We start from the raw sequence: 17,061 nt of genomic DNA, 5'->3' as shown, positions 1-17,061 counted from the left end.
CGGTTCGGCGGCGCCGGCGTCGTTCGCGTCGGGAGGCGCTTTATAGGCGAGCCCTCCCGAACCGCGCAAGAGCTTTTTTCGCCCCTCATGACGTTTTTTTGCCAGATGGCTTCCGACAGGGCGGCCTCAGAAGGCAGCCGACGGGATTTCGTCGTCGTGCCAGGTACGGCCGTCACGCTCGATCAGAGCGATGGATTGCGAGGGCCCCCAGGTGCCGGCAATGTAGGGCTTCGGCATCTCATGCCGGGCCGTCCAGCCGTCGATGATCGGCTCCGCCCACTGCCAGGCCGCTTCGACCTCGTCGCGGCGCATGAACAGGGTGGAGTTGCCGCGCACCACGTCCATCAGCAGGCGCTCGTAAGCATCCGGGAATCGCCCACCAAAGGTCTGGGCGAAGCTGAGATTCAGGGCCGCCGGGCGCAGGCGCATTCCGCCCGGTCCCGGCTCCTTGGTCATCAGGTGCAGGCGGATGCTCTCGTCGGGCTGGAGCCGGACGATCAGGCGATTGGCCTGCAACTCGCCGGCCGCCTGGGGGAAGATCGAATGGCGGATCGGCCGGAACTGGATGACAATCTCCGACATCTTGGCCGGCAACCGCTTGCCGCTGCGCAGGTAGAAGGGCACGCCGGCCCAGCGCCAATTGTCGATCTCCAGCTTCAGCGCGACGAAGGTCTCGGTGCCGCTGCCGGCCGGAATGCCGGGTTCGTCGAGATAGCCAGGCACCGCACCGCCGGCCACCGCGCCGGCGCGATACTGGCCGCGAACGGTGCAGCCGCCGATCTCGTCCGGCCCGATTGGCTTCAGCGAGCGCAGGACCTTCAGTTTCTCGTCGCGCACCGATTCCTGGGCGAGCGAGATTGGGCATTCCATGCCGACCAGACAGACGAGCTGGAGCAAATGGTTCTGCACCATGTCCCGCAACGCGCCGGACTGATCGTAATAGCCGCCGCGTTCCTCCACCCCGACCGTTTCGGCGACGGTGATCTGGACATGGTCGATGTGGTCGGCGTTCCACAGCGGCTCGAACAGGGAGTTGCCGAAGCGCAGGGCCAGCAGGTTCTGCACCGTCTCCTTACCGAGGTAATGGTCGATGCGGTAGATCTGCGGCTCGGTGAAGACGGCGCCGACGCGGTCGTTGATGTCCTGCGCCGAGGCGAGGTCGCGGCCGATCGGCTTTTCCAGCACAACGCGTGAATCCGGGGTGGCGAGACCGAAGGCGCGCAGCTGGTCGCTGACCGGGCCGAACAGACTGGGAGAGGTGGCGAGATAGAAGATGCGGACCGCATCGTTGCTGCGCGGCGGCGGATTGGTCAGCCGGTCCGCCAGCTCGACCCAGCCATCGTCGGAGGTAACGTCGACCGGCACATAATCCAGCCGCTCAAGAAAACGGGCGATGACCGCCGTGTCGCGTTCGTCCGCCGGCACATGCTCGCGGATCGCCTCCTCCGCCTTGGTGCGGTAGTCCGACGGGGCGAGCGGGCTGCGTGAGACGCCGATGATGCGGCTGCCGTCGGCCACCTGCCCCGCCTTGTCGCGCAGATAGAGCGCCGGCAGCAGCTTGCGCAGAGCCAGATCGCCGGTGCCGCCGAACACCGTATAGTCGAAGGGAGGCAGTACGGGAGCTGCGACGGTGGAGCGCGGGGGCATCTTCGGACCTCTCGACGTCGATGGCACGGTGCGTTGGATCAGCCCGTGCGTCATGGTGCCACAGGGATGGGCCGGTCACAATGCGGGCCGGCATGGCCCGATCCCGGCCCAAGGTTCCAGGGTTTTCCTCTGCCGGATCAGCCCGGCAGGTTTCAGCCCAGCAGGTTGAGGACGGACGCGCCGCTCTCCGCCGGGCCGGCGTTGTTGCGGAACAGGGAGAACAGGTCCCGTCCGCAGCCGTGGGAGGCATCCTCGCTCGGCGGCGGGGGAGCGCCGCGGCTCTCCCACTCGGCAGCATCGACCAGGGCGTTCAAGGTCCCGGCCTCCGCATCCAGCCGCAGGATGTCGCCGTCGCGCACACGGCCGAGCGGACCGCCGCCCTTCACCTCCGGCGTGACGTGGATCGCGGCCGGCACCTTGCCCGATGCGCCGGACATGCGGCCGTCGGTCACCAGCGCGACCTTGAAGCCCTTGTCCTGCAATACGCCCAGCGGCGGGGTCAGCTTGTGCAGTTCCGGCATGCCGTTGGCGCCGGGCCCCTGGTAGCGGACGACGACGATCACGTCGCGGTCGAGTTCGCCGGCGCGGAAGGCGGCCTGAACGGCCTCCTGGTTGTCGAAGACGCGGGCCGGGGCCTCCACCAAGCGATGCTCCGGCTTGACCGCCGAGATCTTGATGACGCCGCGGCCGAGATTGCCGGTCAGCACGCGCAGGCCGCCTTCGGCCGCGAAGGGGGCCGCGGTGGTGGCGACGACCGCCGGGTCGCCGCTCTGGTCGGCGGCCGAACGGGTCCAGGTCAGGGCGCCGCCTTCGTCCAGTTCCGGCATGCTGCGATAGGGCTCCAGACCGCCCTCGCCATAGATGGTCGAGATGTCGGTGTGGACGAGCCCGGCATCGATCAGCTGGCCGATGATGAAGGGCATGCCGCCGGCCTGATGGAAGCGGTTCACGTCGGCGGTGCCGTTGGGATAGACACGGGCCAGCAGCGGGACGACCGCAGACAGTTCCGCGAAATCCTCCCAGTTCAACTCGATGCCGGCGGCGGCGGCGATGGCCGGGATGTGCAGGGTGTGGTTGGTCGAGCCGCCGGTGGCGAGCAGCCCGACGATGCCGTTGACCAGCGCGCGCTCATCGACGATGCGGCCGATGGGGGTGCCGGCGCCGGGCGTGGTCATCTCCACCACACGGCGGGCCGCCGCATCGGTCAGCAAGTCGCGCAACTGCGTGTTGGGATTGACGAAGCTGGCGCCCGGCAAATGCAGGCCCATGATCTCCATCAGCATCTGGTTGGTGTTGGCGGTGCCGTAGAAGGTGCAGGTGCCGGGCGCGTGGTAGGACTTGGACTCGGCCTCCAGCAATTCCTCGCGGCCGACCTTGCCCTGGGCGTAGAGCTGGCGCGCCTTGGCCTTGTCGGCGTTCGACAGGCCGGACGGCATCGGGCCGGCGGGCACGAAGATCGTCGGCAGATGACCGAAGGCGAGCGAGCCGATCATCAGGCCGGGGACGATCTTATCGCAGATGCCCAGGCACAGCACGCCGTCGAAGGTGGCATGGGACAGCGCGACGCCGGTCGCCAGCGCGATGACGTCGCGGCTGAACAGCGACAGTTCCATCCCCTCATAGCCCTGGGTGACGCCGTCGCACATGGCGGGCACGCCGCCGGCGACCTGCGCCACGCCGCCGGCCGCGCGCACCGACTCGCGGATCATGGCGGGATAGCGCTCGTAGGGCTGATGGGCCGAGAGCATGTCGTTGTAGGCGGTGACGATGCCGATCGACGGCTGGGTCTCGCCGCGCAGCGCCGCCTTGTCGTTCGCCCCGCAGGCGGCGAAGGCGTGGGCGAGGTTGGCGCAGCCAAGGCGGTGGCGGCGCGGCTTCCCGCCGGCGCTCTCCAGCCGCGCCAGATAGGCGGCACGGCGGTCGCGGCTGCGCTCGGCGATACGCTCCGTCACGCGGGCGACGACAGAATTCAGGGGGGCGGGCTTGCTCATGATCGCGTCTCGACCGTTTGTGGGAGGCGATGATTTCCGGAACGGACCATACGCCTGAGGGGACGGGCTGTGAAGAAAATTTTTTTCATATATGGAGTGGTGCAGCGGGTTTTCTCGCCATGCACGGCAAAATTCTTCATACTGACAAGAGCGCCCCTTGCAGCACCGCGCCTGTCCGGCCACCAGCAGGTCCGCCCTATCCAGGGAGTTAACTTTACGTCATGGCACCCCCGGTCAACAGCGCAGCCGCCAATCCTGCACCAATGGACATATTGGAAGAGGTTCGCCGGCTGCGGGGCGACCTGAAGCGGTCGGAAGGGCAGATCGCCGATCTGGTTCTCAGCGACCCGCGGCGGGTGCTCGACCTCAATGTCACCTCGCTAGCTCAGGCGGCCGAGGTCAGCGAGGCGACGGTCGTCCGCTTCTGCCGCAGCGTCGGTTGCGGCGGCTTCCCGGACTTCAAGCTGCGGCTGGCCGAATCGCAGGCGCGCGATGCATTGCGCGACGAGGTGCGCGGCGGCACCCCCTATGTCAGCCAGCATGTGGCGCCGGACGATGATGTCGGCACTCTGGCGCGAAAAATTTTTTCATCGAGTGCCGCCGCCCTGACCGCCGCGTCCGCCGCGCTCGACAACGGGGCGCTGGAGCGGGCCATCGCGCTGCTGGCGGATGCGCCACGCGTGCTGTGCGTCGGCACCGGCGGATCGAGCGCGCTGGCCCAGGACGCGGCGCACAAGCTGCTGCGCTTCGGCGCCGACGCCCAACCCTGTGCCGATCCGGTGCTGGCACGCATGCTGCTGGTCAATATGGCGGCCGGCGGTGTGCTGCTGGCGCTGTCCAACACCGGGCGCAGCGGGACGATCAACGAGCTGGCGGCGGCGGCGCGGGCGCAGGGCACTGCCGTGGTGGCGATCACAGCACCGCGTTCTCCGCTGGCGGCGATGGCGAGCGTGGTCATCGCCAGCCAGCCGGTGGAGGACACCGAGATGTATACGCCTATGGCCTCGCGGCTGGTGCATCTGACGTTGATCGACGTGCTGTCGACCGGCGTGGCTCTGCGGCTGGGCGACCCGGCGGTGCGACAGCTGGCCAAGGTGAAGGCGGCGATCAATGCCGGACGATTGCCTCCCTTAATCTGACGACACTGTCCCTGATGACCGCCGGCCGGCGGCATGCCGCATGCGTCATCCGACCATCGACCAAGACGGGCTGGCGTGAGCGTGGCCGCGCGGGTCGCTCTTGTACCATCGTCGAATAATTACGCGAACGAACGATTGCTATCCTCGGCCGCAATCAGAATCGGCAACCGTCCTGCGCACCCGCGAAGCCGGGATCGGCGGCAGGACGGCAAGCGGGATCCCGAAAGACGGATGCAGGAAGAGGACGCACAGATGACGCACAGGTCCGCCACGCCGCCCAATCGCCTCCGCCGTCTGGCGCCTTTCGCTCTCGCCGGGTTGATGGCGGCGGGCCTCGCCGGTCCGGTCTTCGCCCATGGCGATGTCACCCCGCAGCCGGTCGACACCACCGGGCTGGAGAAGCTGGGCGAGACCTGGCGGGACAGCAATCCCTATCGCGGCAACGAGCGCGCCATCGAGATCGGCGCATCGGCCTTCAACCAGAATTGCGCGCGCTGCCATGGGCTGGGCGCCGTGTCCGGCGGCATCGCTCCCGACCTGCGCTATCTCGAAAAGGGCGACGCCGGCGACGAGTGGTTCAAGGAGCGCGTCACCAACGGCTCGATCCGCAACGGCGTGACCTATATGCCGAAGTTCGGCGAGGCGCTGGGGCAGGAGGCTCTGTGGGCAATCCGCTCCTGGCTGGAGACCGTCCACGAGGAATGACGGCAGGGTCCAGCTGAAGGAGGTCCATGCGATGGCACTGCGGCATGATCGCACACAAAACAATTGATGCCATTCGCGGTATTGCACCTCCCCATTTCGGTCTGACACAATGGATGCGGGAAGTTGTCCCGCAGTTCGTTCCATCTTCCGCTGCGCAGGGAACCGCAGGCCATGACCCGGATCCTGATTGCCGACGATCACCCGATGGTGCGCGATGCGTTGCGCAGCGCGGTGCTCTATTCCTGCCAAGCCACCGACGTGATGGAGGCGGACCGGCTCGACAGCGTCATGCAGGCGCTGGAGGAGCGGGGCGACCTCGACCTCGTTCTGCTGGACGTCAACATGCCGGGCATGAACGGTCTGGGCGGGCTGCGTACCTTGCGCCAGCGTTTTCCGGCCACCCCGGTCGTCGTCGTTTCCGCCCATGAGGAGCGCCGCTGGGTGCGCGAGGCGATGGAGAGCGGGGCCGCCGGCTTCATCCCCAAATCGACCCCGCGCGACGCCATCGCCGCGGCGCTGCGGCAGGTGCTGAACGGCGAACTCTATGTTCCGCCCTCCGCCACCGACGAGGACGGCGCCGAGGATCCGGAAGATGCGGAGACCGCGGAGATCGCGCGCCGCATCGCCACGCTGACGGCGCAGCAGTTGCGGGTGCTGGAATTGCTGGGCACCGGCAAGTTGAACAAGGAGATCGCCTTCGACCTCAGCATCACCGAGACGACGGTGAAGGCCCATGTCTCCGCGATCCTGCAGAAGCTGAAGGTCTACAGCCGCACCCAGGCGGTGGTGATCGCCAACCGCGTGCTGGCCGACCGGCGATGAGGGGCTTGTGCTACTGACAGTCTGGATTGGGTCAGTGCTGCCCCCTCCCCGACCCTCCCCCGCTTTGCGGGAGAGGGAGTTAGGTGGCAAAGCTGCGGAGTTCCCTCTCCCGCGTAGCGGGGGAGGGTCGGGGAGGGGGCCAAGCCGGAGGGGGCGAAACCTCCCAAAAATCGCCACTCTCCTCCTCGCCCTCACGCTCCTCACAACCCCTGCCCTCGCCGCCGGTGTGCCGCAGCCCGACGGCTATCGCCTGTCCGACTATCGCTCCCCCACGCCGGACGGCGTCGCCGGAGCCGAAACGGTCGATACCCCCGCCGTCCAGTCCCTGCTGTCACGAGGCCACGTCGTCCCGATCTTCGTCCAGCGGCTGGAGCGCAGCACGCTGCCCGGCGGTCCCTGGCTGCAATCGAAGCCCTACCGGCAGATCCCCGGCAGCGTCTGGCTGCCCAATGTCGGCGTCGGCACACCGGACGCGGCGACGCTCGGCTGGTTCGAATCCCATCTGAACCGCCTGACCGGCGGCGACCGGGCGCGTGATCTATTGTTCTACTGCCTGTCCGATTGCTGGCTGTCGTGGAACGCGGCCAAGCGGGCGGTGTTGCTTGGATATGCCCGGGTCCATTGGTACCCGACGGGCATCGACGGCTGGATGGAGGCCGGTCTTCCAACGGAGGAGGCGCATCCGCTGCCGCCGCCGGCTACCGGCGCGCCCTGACGGCCGGAAGAGGTCCGGCGCCGAAAGAGGTGGCGGATTACACCATGGTAGCATGGCGGTCGGCCGCCCCGGACCGCTACTCTTCATCTTGCCAACCATCATGGTCAGCAACAGTCAGCAAGCAGGAGTATCACGCGATGAAGACCTGGCGCAAACCCAAGACCACCGAGATCGCCGTCGGCACCGAGATCAACGCCTACGCCTGCGCCGGCCTGTAAGCCGGACGATATGGGACCGGGGAAGCCACGGCGTGACATCCTCTTCCCCGGCCCTTCTCTTTCAAGACCGTGCATAAGACGGTGGCCATGAAGATTCTCGTACTCGGTTCGGCGGCCGGCGGGGGCTTCCCGCAATGGAACTGCGCCTGCGAGGGATGCCGCCGTGCCCGTTCCGGCGACCCGGCGGCCAAGCCGCGCACCCAATCGTCGCTCGCGGTCACCGCCGACGGCGAACGCTGGCTGCTGCTGAACGCCTCGCCCGACCTCGGCGCGCAGTTGCTCGCCAGCCCGCAGCTTCATCCCCAAGGGGCCTTGCGCGGCAATCCGATCAGCGCGGCCCTGCTGACCAACGCCGACATCGACCATGTCGCCGGGCTGCTGACCCTGCGAGAATCCCACCCCTTCGCCGTCTATGCCACGCCGCGCGTCCATGGCGTGCTGGCCGCCAACAGCGTCTTCAACGTGCTGAACCCGGAACTGGTCGCCCGCCGGCCGATGGCACTGGGTCAGCCCTTCCAGCCCGCCGGCGCCGACGGCCGCCCGCTGGGGCTGGAGGTCGAGGCGTTCGCGGTGCCGGGCAAGGTGGCGCTCTATCTGGAGGATGCATCGGCCGGCCCCGGCTTCGGTTCCGTCGCCGAGGACACGGTGGCGCTGCGCATCCGTCCGACCGACGGTTCCAGCGACGGCTTCTTCTACATCCCCGGCTGCGCCGGGATGCCGGACTGGCTGGCCGACCGGCTGTTCGGTGCGCCGCTGGTGCTGTTCGACGGCACCACCTGGACCGACGACGAGATGATCCGCAGCGGCACCGGCATCAAGACGGCGGCGCGGATGGGCCATATGCCGATGTCGGGGCATGCTGGCAGCATGGCCGCCTTCGCGCCGCTGAACGTCGGCCGCAAGATTTACATCCACATCAACAACACGAACCCCGCCCTGCTGGAGGATTCGCCCGAACGGGCGGAGGCCGAGGCGGCCGGCTGGCGCATCGCCCATGATGGGCTGGAGCTGACCCTATGACTGAAGTGATGTCCCGCGAGGAGTTCCGCGCCGCCCTCTATGCCATCGGCGAGCGGCAGTATCACGACCTTCACCCGTTCCATCAGCTGCTCCACGGCGGCAAGCTGCAGAAGGGGCAGATCCAGGCCTGGGCGCTGAACCGCTTCTATTACCAAGTGTCGATCCCGCGCAAGGATCTGACCATCATGTCGCGGATGGACGACCCGGCGCTGCGCCGCGCCTGGATGCAGCGCGTGCTGGATCATGACGGGCTGACCCAGACCGGCGAACTGGACGAGACCAAGGTCGGCGGCATCGAACGCTGGCTGCGGCTGACCGACGGGCTGGGGCTGGATCGCGACTATGTGAAGTCGCTGGAAGGCATCCTGCCCGCCACCCGCTTCGCGGTGGACGCCTATGTCAATTTCGTCCGGGACCATTCGCTGCTGGAGGCGGTGGCGTCCTCGCTGACCGAGCTGTTCGCGCCGTCGATCCACCGCGAGCGCATCGCCGGCTTCGAGCAGAACTATGCCTTCGCCAACGACAGCACGCTGTCCTACTTCCGCAAGCGTCTGGACGAGGCGCCGCGCGACGTGGAGTTCGGGCTGGACTATGTGCTGACCAATGCCCATACAGCAGAACAGCAGCGGCAGTGCCTGCGCGCCCTGCGCTTCAAGACGGAGCTGCTGTGGGCGCAGCTGGACGCCCTGCACCATGCCTATGTCACCCCCAACCTGATCCCGCCCGGCGCCTTCGTGCCGGCGGACATGGAACCGACGCGGTACAGCCGGTGAACGCGATCGCCCCCCACGTTGCCGAGACCGACCGGCTGCGGCTGGCCCCCGGCGTCATGCTGCGCAACGACCGCCGCCGCGACCAGTGGATGCTGATGGGGCCGGAGCGGCTTCTGGTGCTGGACGAAATGGCGCTGGCGATTGTCCGCGCCTGCGTCGGGCCGGAGATCGCCGACGTGGCGGCCGGCATCGACCAGCTGACCGTGGAATATGATGCCCCGCGCACCGAGGTCGCCGCAGACGTGCTGGAGATGCTGACCGACCTGCGCAACAAGGGCTATGTCGTCGCATGAGAGGCGTCCCCAGGAGGACCGTTCAATGAGCTGCGCCCTGCCCGCCTTCGCCACCGCGTCCAATGCCGAACCGGCCCCGCCCTTCGCCGTGCTGATGGAGCTGACGCACCGCTGCCCGCTGCGCTGCCCCTACTGCTCCAACCCGGTGGCGCTCGACCCCGCCAGCGCCGAGCTGGACACCGCCACCTGGAAGCGCGTGCTGGACGAGGCGGCCGACGTCGGCGCGCTGCAGGTCCATTTCTCCGGCGGAGAACCCTGCGTCCGCAAGGATCTGGAGGAGCTGGTCGCCCACGCGACGGAGATCGGGCTCTACAGCAATCTCATCACCTCGGCCGTGCTGCTCGACCAACCGCGGCTGGAGCGGTTGCAGCAGGCCGGGCTTCAGCATGTGCAGATCAGCCTGCAGGACTCCGAAGCCATCGGGGCCGACCGCGTCGGCGGCTTCAAGGGCGGCCATGCGAAGAAGCTGGAGGTCGCACGGGCGGTTGTCCGCCAGGGTCTGGCGCTGACCATCAATGCGGTGCTGCATCGCCACAACATCGACCGGGTGAACGATGTCATCGATCTGGCGATGGACCTCGGCGCCGGGCGGATCGAGATCGCCAACGTGCAGTATTACGGCTGGGCGCTCGCCAACCGCGCAGCGCTGATGCCGTCGCGCGAGCAACTGCTGGCGATGGACGCCGCGGTGCGTGCCCGGCTGCCTGAACTGGCCGGCCGGATCGTGGTCGATTACGTCGTGCCCGACTATTACGCCCGCCGGCCGAAAAGCTGCATGGGTGGCTGGGCGCGCCGCTTCATGAACGTGAACCCGCGCGGCCGGGTCCTGCCCTGCCATGCGGCGGAAACGATTCCGGGGATGGAGTTCGAGACGGTGCACGACCGCAGCCTGTCCGAGATCTGGCGCGACGGCCCGGCCTTCACCCGCTACCGCGGCACCGACTGGATGCCGGAGCCCTGCCAATCCTGCGACCACAAGGAAGAGGATTGGGGCGGTTGCCGTTGTCAGGCACTGGCGCTTGCCGGTAGCGCCGATGCGACCGACCCGGTGTGCGAGCTGTCACCGGCCCATGCCGACGTGGCGGTGCTGCGCGACCGCGATGCCGCCGCTCTGGACAGCGATTGGACCTATCGCGGCGCCTGACCTCCCGTCTCTATAGGAACCGTTCGAGCACCATCTGCGTCGTCACGTCGGCCACGCCGGGCAGCCCGGCGATGGCGGCGCGGATCGCCTCGATTCCGCGAATGTCGGGCGCTTCCGCCCGGATGACCAGATCGATGGCCCCGGCCACCGCATCCATCGCGACGATGCCGGGGATCCGCCGCAGCTTGGGAACCAGCTGGGCACAGCTCCGCCCGGCCTCGTGGCGCAGCAGGAAATAGGCAGCGACACCGTCGGCGGCCGGGCCGTCCTCTACGGTCGTGAAGCCCCGGATGACGCCCGACTTCAGCAGCCGGTCCAGACGTTCCTGGGTGGCGCTGCGCGACAGCCCGACATCGCGGGCCAGCGCCACCAGCGTGCGGCGGGCGTCCCTGCGCAAGGCCGTCAGCAGAAGCCTGTCCTTCTCGTCCATCCCCGACCCCACACCCCCACACCCGCGCCCGGCGGCGAAATGCCGGTCGGCCGGCATCTTGCCGGGCTGCAACCGGCAGCCTTTCGGCGGAACTTAGCGGACAGGGACCATGGACGATTTGCACGGAGTATCCAATGACCTTGCTACCGGACGCCTCGCTTCTGCTGCTGGTGGATATGCAGCGCGCCTTTGACGAGCCCTCCTGGCCGCGGCGCTGGAACCGCGCGGCCGATCACAACGGCCTGCGCCTTCTTCAAGCCTGGCGGCGCAGTGGCCGACCGGTCATCCATGTGCGTCACGATTCGGCGGAGCCGGCCTCCACCCTTCGCGTTGGCCAGCCCGGCAACCGCTTCCGCGAGGGATTCGAGCCGCTGGGCACTGAGGCGGTGGTCAGCAAGAGCGTCAATTCGGCCTTCATCGGCACCGATCTGGATTTGCGGCTGCGCCGGCTCGGCATCGAACGGCTGGTGGTGCTCGGCATCTCGACCGACATGTGCGTTTCGACCACGATCCGCACCGGCGCCAACATGGGCTGGCCGATCACGCTGGTCAGCGACGCCTGCGACTGTTTCGAACTGCCGGACGGCCAGGGCGGGACGATCCCGGCGGAGCAGGTCCACGCCGTCCATGTCGCCACGCTGCGCTATGAATTCTGCGAGGTGACCACCACCGCCGCAATCATCGAAAGCCTGTAGCTTAGGGCGTGTCGGGCGACGACCGTTCAGGCCTTGTCGCCCGATCCCCCTTTCTTGCCGCCGCCGTCCTGCTTGTTGACGGTCGCCCAGGCCCGCCGTTCGGCCTCGTCGTGGGAGACACCGCGCTTTTCGTAACCTTCCTCGATATGCTCGGCCTTGCGCTTCTGCTTGTCGGTGTATTTGTCCTTGTCGCCTTGGGACATCGGGTCCTCCTGTCGCAGTTTCCCGCTCAACAGTCCCCGGCAATGGGAAGTTCCTCCGGGGAATAGGCTGAATCGCATATCCGGGATCGGACAGACGAAAAGCGCGGCTTGCCGTAAGCGGCGCCGTCACCCATCCTTTCCCCAATACTTTCAGGGGGAGGTTCAGGGGTGTTCACGATCTTCAACAAGGGCCGCGCCATCATGGGGGCGGCGGTGCTGGCATTCGGGCTGGTCGCCGGTACGGCGCAGGCGGCGGACGCCGTTCGCGTCGGGTCGAAGCTGGACGCGGAAAGCGGACTGCTCGGCACCATGATCCTCCAGGTGCTGCAGGCCAACGGCATCCCGACGGAGAACAAGATCCAGCTGGGTCCGACCAAGATCGTACGCGGCGCGTTGCTGTCCGGTGAGATCGACATCTATCCCGAATACACCGGCAACGGCGCCTTCTTCTTCAACATCGACAGCGATCCGGTCTGGAAAAAGGCCGGCGCCGGCTATGACAAGGTCCGCCAGCTCGACAAGGAGAAGAACGACATCGTCTGGCTGAAGCCGGCCCCCGCCAACAACACCTGGGCGCTGGCCGTCCGCCATGACGTGGCCGACGCCAACAAGCTGAAGACGATGGAGGATTTCGCAAAATGGGTCGGCGGCGGCGGCAAGGCGAAGGTCGCCGCATCGGCCGAGTTCGTGGAAAGCCCGGCCGCCCTGCCCTCTTTCCAGCAGACCTACGGCTTCACGCTGAAGCCCGACCAGATGCTCGTGCTGGCCGGCGGCGACACCGCCGCGACCATCCGTGCGGCGGCGGAACAGACCTCCGGCGTCAACACCGCCATGGTCTACGGCACCGACGGCGCCATCGCGGCCCTCGACCTCGTCGTGCTAGCCGACACCAAGGGCGCGCAGATGGTGTATGAGCCGGCGCCGACCGTCCGTGCCTCGGTGCTGACCGCCAACCCGAAGATCGCCGACCTGCTGAACCCGGTCTTCGCCAGCCTGGATGCCGAGACGCTGCGCGGTCTGAACGCCAAGATTTCGGTGGACGGGCAGGACCAGAAGCAGGTCGCCACCGACTATCTGAAGTCCAAGGGCTTCCTGAAGTAAGCCGACGACGTGACCAGCCGCCTGCGCCTGCACAACCGCGTCGCCTTGCTAATGGCTCTGGCCGCTCTGGTCGGCGCCGTCACCTTGCCGTTCCTCGGCTTCGCGCCCAACCGGCTGTTGTCCGGCCGGCCGGTTCCGCTGTGGAATGCGGTGCAGGGACTTGGCGGAATGGCGGCCCTGCTGCCGGGGCTGGTCCTGCTGGCAACGCCCTTCCTGCGGCCCAGCCGCTTCGGCCTCGGGCTGACCGTCGCGGCCGGCGGGCTGTTCACGGCCGGACTGGTCTGGCTGGCGGGCGCCCAGGCGGCGGCGCTGGCGCAGGGGGCATCGGCGGCGGCGCGAACCTCCTTCGCGTCTGGCTTCTGGGTGATGGCGGCAGCGGGTCTGCTGGCGGCGGTCGATGCCGCGCGTCGGATGGGGTTGGGTGCCGTCGGCCGGATGGCGGTGGGCGCGGCGATCGCGGGGCTGGTGGCGCTGCAACTGGTCTCCGGCCATCTCGATGCGCTGTCGATCCTCAAGGAATACGCCAACCGGCGTGAGGTGTTCGCCGACGCCGTGCTGCGCCATGCCATGCTGGTAGTGGCGGCGCTGGTCCCGACGCTGCTGATCGGCATACCGCTGGGCGTCGCCGCGCACCGGGTGCAGGCGGTCGGGCGTGCGGTGTTCCCGATCCTGAATGTGGTGCAGACGGTGCCGTCCATCGCCCTGTTCGGGCTGCTGATGGCGCCGCTGGCCGCGCTCGGCACTATGCTGCCGGGTTCGGGGATCAGCGGGGTCGGTCCGCTGCCGGCGGTGATCGCGCTGACGCTCTATTCACTGCTGCCGATCGTGCGCAACACCGCGGTCGGGCTCGACGGCGTACCCGCCCCGGTGCGGGAGGCCGCGAGAGGCATGGGGTTGACGCCGCGCCAGATCTTCCTGCGCGTCGACCTGCCGCTGGCTCTGCCGGTCTTCCTGTCGGGATTGCGCATCACTGTGGTCCAGGCGGTCGGGCTGGCGGCGGTGGCGGCGCTGATCGGCGCCGGCGGGCTGGGTGCCATCATGTTCCAGGGGCTTTTCGCCAACGCGCTGGACCTCGTGCTGCTGGGGGCCGTTCCCGTCATTCTGCTGGCGGTGGCTGCCGACGCCCTGTTGTCTATCGGCATCGCCGCCGCCACCCACCGTATCGGCGTTCTGCCGGGAAGGAGTGCGCCATGATCGACTTCGAGCGCGTGACCAAGCGCTTCGGCTCCTGGACGGCAGTGGATGCCGTATCCTTCACCGTGGCGGAGGGGGAGTTCCGCGTGCTGATCGGGCCGTCCGGCTCCGGCAAATCGACGGTGCTGCGGATGATCAACCGGCTGATCCCGGCCGACGAGGGCGCCATCCGCATCGACGGTGAGGACATCGCCTCCCTGAAGCCGGAGGAGCTTCGCCGGCGCATGGGCTACGTCATCCAGTCGGTCGGGCTGTTCCCGCACTGGACGGTGGAGCGCAACATCGCCACCGTCCCCGGACTGCTCGGCTGGCCCAAGGCGCGCATCCGCGACCGCGTGACCGAGCTGCTGGAACTGCTGAACCTCGACCCCCGGCGTTACCGCGGCGCCTATCCACACCAGCTCTCCGGCGGGCAGCAGCAGCGCGTCGGCGTCGCCCGCGCGCTGGCGGCGGAACCGCGCATCCTGCTGATGGACGAGCCGTTCAGCGCGCTCGACCCCATCACCCGCGCCAGCCTGCAGACGGAGCTGTCGGCCATCCATCGCCGCACCGGCACCACCGTGGTCTTCGTCACCCACGACATGGACGAGGCCTTGCGGCTGGGCGACAGCATCGCAGTGATGGACCACGGCCGGCTGATCCAATGCGCCACACCGCTCGACATCCTGACCCGCCCGGCCAGCCCGCTGGTGCGCGACCTCGTCGGGCGCGAGGAATGGGGCTTGAAGCGGCTGGCGGTGGAGACGGTCGGCGACCGCGCCCGCCGGCAGGAAAGCGCGGCCGGCGAACCGCTGGCTGCCGAGACCCCGCTGCACCGCGCCCTGTCGGAGATGGTCGCCCGCGGCACCGAACGGCTGCCGGTGGTGGATGGCGACGGCCGGCCGGCCGGCGTGCTGCACCTGTCCGACCTCGTGCGTCCCGACGCGGGTGGAACGGCATGACCGTCGCCGGCATGGCCCCGCGCGAGCTTCTGACCGACCGCCTGATGCTGGCTCTGGTGGCGCTGGTGGCGCTGGTGCTGGGCATGCCCTCGCTGAAGCCGCTGTTCGCCACGCTCTATCCCGGCTTGGACCGCCCGCTGTACGAGGCGGAGAGCTTCGTCCGCCTGACGCTCGACCACATGGCGCTGGTCGGCATCTCCAGCCTCGCCGCGATCCTGCTCGGCGGCGGGGCCGGCATCGCTGTCACCCGCCCGTGGGGGCGGGAGTTCCGCGGCCTGCTGGAAACCGTCGCCACCATGGGCCAGACCTTTCCGCCGGTGGCGGTGCTGGCGCTGGCCGTGCCGGTGATGGGCTTCGGGGCGGAGCCGGCGCTGATCGCGCTGACGCTCTACGCCCTGCTGCCGGTGGTGGAGAACACGGTGGCCGGGCTGGACGGCGTTCCGGCCGCGGTGCTGGACTCCGCCCGCGGCCTTGGCATGGGACCGGCGGAGGTGCTGTTCAGGGTGGAGTTGCCGCTGGCCGCCCCGGTGATCCTGGCCGGCGTGCGCACCGCCGTCATCATCAATGTCGGCACCGCCGCCATCGCGTCGACCGTCGGCGCCAAGACCCTCGGCCTGCCCATCATCGTCGGATTGAACGGATCCAATCAGGCCTACGTCATCCAGGGCGCCCTGATCGTTGCCGCGCTTGCCGTGGTGATCGATGCCGGATTCGACCGTCTGGCCGGATGGCTGGCACGCTGGTCGCAACGCTGAAAAAGCCGCGATATTTCAGATAGTTATCTTGCGTGAGACACTTAATATTCTTTTAGCATTCCGGTAAGAAACAGTTAGTACCCGAAAGCCGATTAGCGCGCTTATGGTCGCTTCCGAACACAGGCCGTTCGGAATGCAACATCGCCGCTTCCCCCCTCCCTAACCCTCCCCCGCTTTGCGGGAGAGGGAACTCCGCCGCTCTTGGACTTAACTCCCTCTCCCGCGAAGCGGGGGAGGGTTGGGGAGGGGGCACCGGGATAAGGCAAATTGGCAAGCACGCATCCGGACGGCCCCCAATTCAGGGAGACCGCCACCATGACCATTCGTCCACTGGACCCCGTCCAGGCCTTGGAACGCATGATGCTGATCCGGGCCTATGAAGAAACGCTGATCGACCTGCACGGCCGCGGGCGCGCCGCCGGGACCTGCACTTCGGTCGGGCAGGAGGCGCCGGCCGTCGGCGTCGTCTCGGCCCTGACCGCCGACGACCTGATCCTGACCAACCACCGCAGCGCCGGCCATCTGCTGGCCCGCGGCGCCGATCCCGGCCGCATGCTGGCCGAGGTGATGGGCAAGCAGGACGGTTATTGCGGCGGCAAGAGCGGGTCGCTGCACATCTCCGCCAAGGAACTGGGCGTCGTGCTGACCTCCACCATCGTCGGCGGCGAATTGGCGCTGGCGACCGGCGTCGGGCTGTCGCGGACGATGTTGAGCAAGCCGGGCATCGTCGCCTGCTTCTTCGGCGACGGGGCCGCCACCGAAGGGCGCTTCCAGGAATCGCTGAACCTCGCCGCGGTGTGGAAGCTGCCGATCCTCTATGTCTGCGAGAACAACCAGTGGCAGGCCTTCGTCCACCGCAAGGAGACGATGCTGGCCGACGGCATCGCCGGTCAGGCGGCGGCGCTGGGGGTGGAGAGCGCGGTGGTCGACGGCAACGACCCGCTGGGGGTGTTCGATGCCGCCAGCACCGCCATCAACACCATCCGCCGCACCGGCAAGCCCTTCCTGCTGGAGGCGATGACCTACCGCCTGCGCGGCCATTTCGAGCCGGACGACCAGGGCTATGTCGACAAGGCCGAGCTGGCCCACTGGCGCGACCGTGACCCGATCCTGTGCCTGCGCGCCCGGCTGGAACGCGAAGGCCGCCTGACCGCCGACGGTGTCGCCGCCATCGAAGCCCGCGTCCGCGCAGCGATGGAGGCCGCGACCGCCTTCGCCGACGCCAGCCCCTATCCGGGCCTCGATGCCCTGACCACCGACGTCTACGCCTGAGCG

19 protein-coding genes are annotated in these 17,061 nt (G+C 68.3%); 15 read left to right on the top strand and 4 right to left on the bottom strand.

Annotated elements, in window-relative coordinates:
* Window positions 1-126 precede the first annotated feature (126 nt).
* Window positions 127-1,647, bottom strand: a complete 1,521-nt coding sequence (zwf, locus tag TSO5_RS22210; RefSeq protein WP_109153673.1) for a glucose-6-phosphate dehydrogenase — start codon at window positions 1,645-1,647, stop codon at window positions 127-129.
* 152 nt (window positions 1,648-1,799) lie between these two features.
* Window positions 1,800-3,638, bottom strand: a complete 1,839-nt coding sequence (gene edd / locus TSO5_RS22205; RefSeq protein ID WP_109153672.1) for a phosphogluconate dehydratase — start codon at window positions 3,636-3,638, stop codon at window positions 1,800-1,802.
* Between the two features lie 221 nt (window positions 3,639-3,859).
* Here edd and TSO5_RS22200 point away from each other — a divergent pair, with 221 nt between their 5' ends.
* The 9 genes from TSO5_RS22200 to pqqE all read left to right on the top strand — a co-directional run bounded on the left by TSO5_RS22200 (window position 3,860) and on the right by pqqE (window position 10,467).
* Window positions 3,860-4,777, top strand: a complete 918-nt coding sequence (locus TSO5_RS22200; protein ID WP_109153671.1) for an SIS domain-containing protein — start codon at window positions 3,860-3,862, stop codon at window positions 4,775-4,777.
* Window positions 4,778-5,029: 252 nt separating this feature from the next.
* Window positions 5,030-5,482, top strand: coding sequence for a cytochrome c-550 PedF (gene pedF, locus TSO5_RS22195; protein ID WP_109153677.1), 453 nt, complete (start codon window positions 5,030-5,032; stop codon window positions 5,480-5,482).
* A gap of 171 nt (window positions 5,483-5,653) precedes the next feature.
* Window positions 5,654-6,304, top strand: a complete 651-nt coding sequence (locus TSO5_RS22190) for a response regulator transcription factor (protein ID WP_109153670.1) — start codon at window positions 5,654-5,656, stop codon at window positions 6,302-6,304.
* 169 nt (window positions 6,305-6,473) lie between these two features.
* Window positions 6,474-7,019 (top strand): rhodanese-like domain-containing protein, encoded by a 546-nt coding sequence (locus TSO5_RS22185; RefSeq protein WP_282183525.1) that lies wholly within the window; start codon window positions 6,474-6,476, stop codon window positions 7,017-7,019.
* A 44-nt stretch (window positions 7,020-7,063) separates the two neighbouring features.
* Window positions 7,064-7,237 (top strand): pyrroloquinoline quinone precursor peptide PqqA, encoded by a 174-nt coding sequence (gene pqqA, locus TSO5_RS33400; protein WP_247870891.1) that lies wholly within the window; start codon window positions 7,064-7,066, stop codon window positions 7,235-7,237.
* 87 nt (window positions 7,238-7,324) lie between these two features.
* Window positions 7,325-8,257: a pyrroloquinoline quinone biosynthesis protein PqqB gene (gene pqqB / locus TSO5_RS22175; RefSeq protein WP_109153668.1), complete on the top strand. Its 933-nt coding sequence runs from the start codon at window positions 7,325-7,327 to the stop codon at window positions 8,255-8,257.
* Entirely contained in the window at window positions 8,254-9,030 is a 777-nt protein-coding gene (gene pqqC / locus TSO5_RS22170) for a pyrroloquinoline-quinone synthase PqqC (protein ID WP_109153667.1), read from the top strand. Before pqqB ends, pqqC begins: the two co-directional genes overlap by 4 nt.
* On the top strand, window positions 9,027-9,323 hold the full coding sequence (pqqD, locus tag TSO5_RS22165; protein ID WP_109153666.1) for a pyrroloquinoline quinone biosynthesis peptide chaperone PqqD: 297 nt from the start codon (window positions 9,027-9,029) through the stop codon (window positions 9,321-9,323). Before pqqC ends, pqqD begins: the two co-directional genes overlap by 4 nt.
* Before the next feature lie 25 nt (window positions 9,324-9,348).
* On the top strand, window positions 9,349-10,467 hold the full coding sequence (gene pqqE / locus TSO5_RS22160; RefSeq protein WP_109153664.1) for a pyrroloquinoline quinone biosynthesis protein PqqE: 1,119 nt from the start codon (window positions 9,349-9,351) through the stop codon (window positions 10,465-10,467).
* Between the two features lie 10 nt (window positions 10,468-10,477).
* On the opposite strand, the gene TSO5_RS22155 is transcribed toward pqqE, so the two are convergent.
* Complete coding sequence (locus TSO5_RS22155) at window positions 10,478-10,897, bottom strand: Lrp/AsnC family transcriptional regulator (RefSeq protein WP_109153676.1); 420 nt, start codon at window positions 10,895-10,897, stop codon at window positions 10,478-10,480.
* A 134-nt stretch (window positions 10,898-11,031) separates the two neighbouring features.
* On the opposite strand from TSO5_RS22155, the gene TSO5_RS22150 reads away from it, so the two are divergent.
* On the top strand, window positions 11,032-11,592 hold the full coding sequence (locus tag TSO5_RS22150) for a cysteine hydrolase family protein (protein WP_109153662.1): 561 nt from the start codon (window positions 11,032-11,034) through the stop codon (window positions 11,590-11,592).
* A gap of 26 nt (window positions 11,593-11,618) precedes the next feature.
* Here the strand turns inward: TSO5_RS22150 and TSO5_RS33000 are convergent, their stop codons facing one another.
* Window positions 11,619-11,795: a hypothetical protein gene (locus tag TSO5_RS33000; protein ID WP_169054941.1), complete on the bottom strand. Its 177-nt coding sequence runs from the start codon at window positions 11,793-11,795 to the stop codon at window positions 11,619-11,621.
* Between the two features lie 168 nt (window positions 11,796-11,963).
* Between TSO5_RS33000 and TSO5_RS22145 the strand changes: the two genes are divergently transcribed.
* The 5 genes from TSO5_RS22145 (at window position 11,964) to TSO5_RS22125 (ending at window position 17,058) form a co-directional block, all read left to right on the top strand.
* Window positions 11,964-12,896, top strand: coding sequence for an ABC transporter substrate-binding protein (locus TSO5_RS22145; RefSeq protein WP_109153660.1), 933 nt, complete (start codon window positions 11,964-11,966; stop codon window positions 12,894-12,896).
* Between the two features lie 9 nt (window positions 12,897-12,905).
* Complete coding sequence (locus tag TSO5_RS22140; protein ID WP_247870890.1) at window positions 12,906-14,090, top strand: ABC transporter permease; 1,185 nt, start codon at window positions 12,906-12,908, stop codon at window positions 14,088-14,090.
* Window positions 14,087-15,031, top strand: coding sequence for an ABC transporter ATP-binding protein (locus tag TSO5_RS22135; RefSeq protein WP_109153658.1), 945 nt, complete (start codon window positions 14,087-14,089; stop codon window positions 15,029-15,031). Before TSO5_RS22140 ends, TSO5_RS22135 begins: the two co-directional genes overlap by 4 nt.
* Window positions 15,028-15,786, top strand: a complete 759-nt coding sequence (locus tag TSO5_RS22130) for an ABC transporter permease (RefSeq protein WP_282183524.1) — start codon at window positions 15,028-15,030, stop codon at window positions 15,784-15,786. The genes TSO5_RS22135 and TSO5_RS22130 overlap by 4 nt, the downstream gene beginning before the upstream one ends.
* A gap of 315 nt (window positions 15,787-16,101) precedes the next feature.
* Window positions 16,102-17,058 carry a thiamine pyrophosphate-dependent dehydrogenase E1 component subunit alpha gene (locus TSO5_RS22125; RefSeq protein WP_109153656.1) on the top strand — a complete coding sequence of 319 codons (957 nt, stop codon included), beginning with the start codon at window positions 16,102-16,104 and terminating at the stop codon, window positions 17,056-17,058.
* Window positions 17,059-17,061: the final 3 nt, after the last annotated feature.

The organism is Azospirillum sp. TSO5, assembly GCF_003116065.1.
Lineage (GTDB): Bacteria > Pseudomonadota > Alphaproteobacteria > Azospirillales > Azospirillaceae > Azospirillum.
The sequence above is the reverse complement of the archived record's forward strand: the minus strand, read 5'-3'. Positions and strand labels throughout refer to the sequence as shown.

Coding starts and splice junctions, on each gene's coding strand:
- zwf (WP_109153673.1), bottom strand. CDS start 1,647: ATGCCCCCGCGCTCCACCGTCGCAGCTCCCGTACTGCCTCCCTTCGAC.
- edd (WP_109153672.1), bottom strand. CDS start 3,638: ATGAGCAAGCCCGCCCCCCTGAATTCTGTCGTCGCCCGCGTGACGGAG.
- TSO5_RS22200 (WP_109153671.1), top strand. CDS start 3,860: ATGGCACCCCCGGTCAACAGCGCAGCCGCCAATCCTGCACCAATGGAC.
- pedF (WP_109153677.1), top strand. CDS start 5,030: ATGACGCACAGGTCCGCCACGCCGCCCAATCGCCTCCGCCGTCTGGCG.
- TSO5_RS22190 (WP_109153670.1), top strand. CDS start 5,654: ATGACCCGGATCCTGATTGCCGACGATCACCCGATGGTGCGCGATGCG.
- pqqA (WP_247870891.1), top strand. CDS start 7,064: ATGGTAGCATGGCGGTCGGCCGCCCCGGACCGCTACTCTTCATCTTGC.
- pqqB (WP_109153668.1), top strand. CDS start 7,325: ATGAAGATTCTCGTACTCGGTTCGGCGGCCGGCGGGGGCTTCCCGCAA.
- pqqC (WP_109153667.1), top strand. CDS start 8,254: ATGACTGAAGTGATGTCCCGCGAGGAGTTCCGCGCCGCCCTCTATGCC.
- pqqE (WP_109153664.1), top strand. CDS start 9,349: ATGAGCTGCGCCCTGCCCGCCTTCGCCACCGCGTCCAATGCCGAACCG.
- TSO5_RS22155 (WP_109153676.1), bottom strand. CDS start 10,897: ATGGACGAGAAGGACAGGCTTCTGCTGACGGCCTTGCGCAGGGACGCC.
- TSO5_RS22150 (WP_109153662.1), top strand. CDS start 11,032: ATGACCTTGCTACCGGACGCCTCGCTTCTGCTGCTGGTGGATATGCAG.
- TSO5_RS33000 (WP_169054941.1), bottom strand. CDS start 11,795: ATGTCCCAAGGCGACAAGGACAAATACACCGACAAGCAGAAGCGCAAG.
- TSO5_RS22135 (WP_109153658.1), top strand. CDS start 14,087: ATGATCGACTTCGAGCGCGTGACCAAGCGCTTCGGCTCCTGGACGGCA.
- TSO5_RS22130 (WP_282183524.1), top strand. CDS start 15,028: ATGACCGTCGCCGGCATGGCCCCGCGCGAGCTTCTGACCGACCGCCTG.
- TSO5_RS22125 (WP_109153656.1), top strand. CDS start 16,102: ATGACCATTCGTCCACTGGACCCCGTCCAGGCCTTGGAACGCATGATG.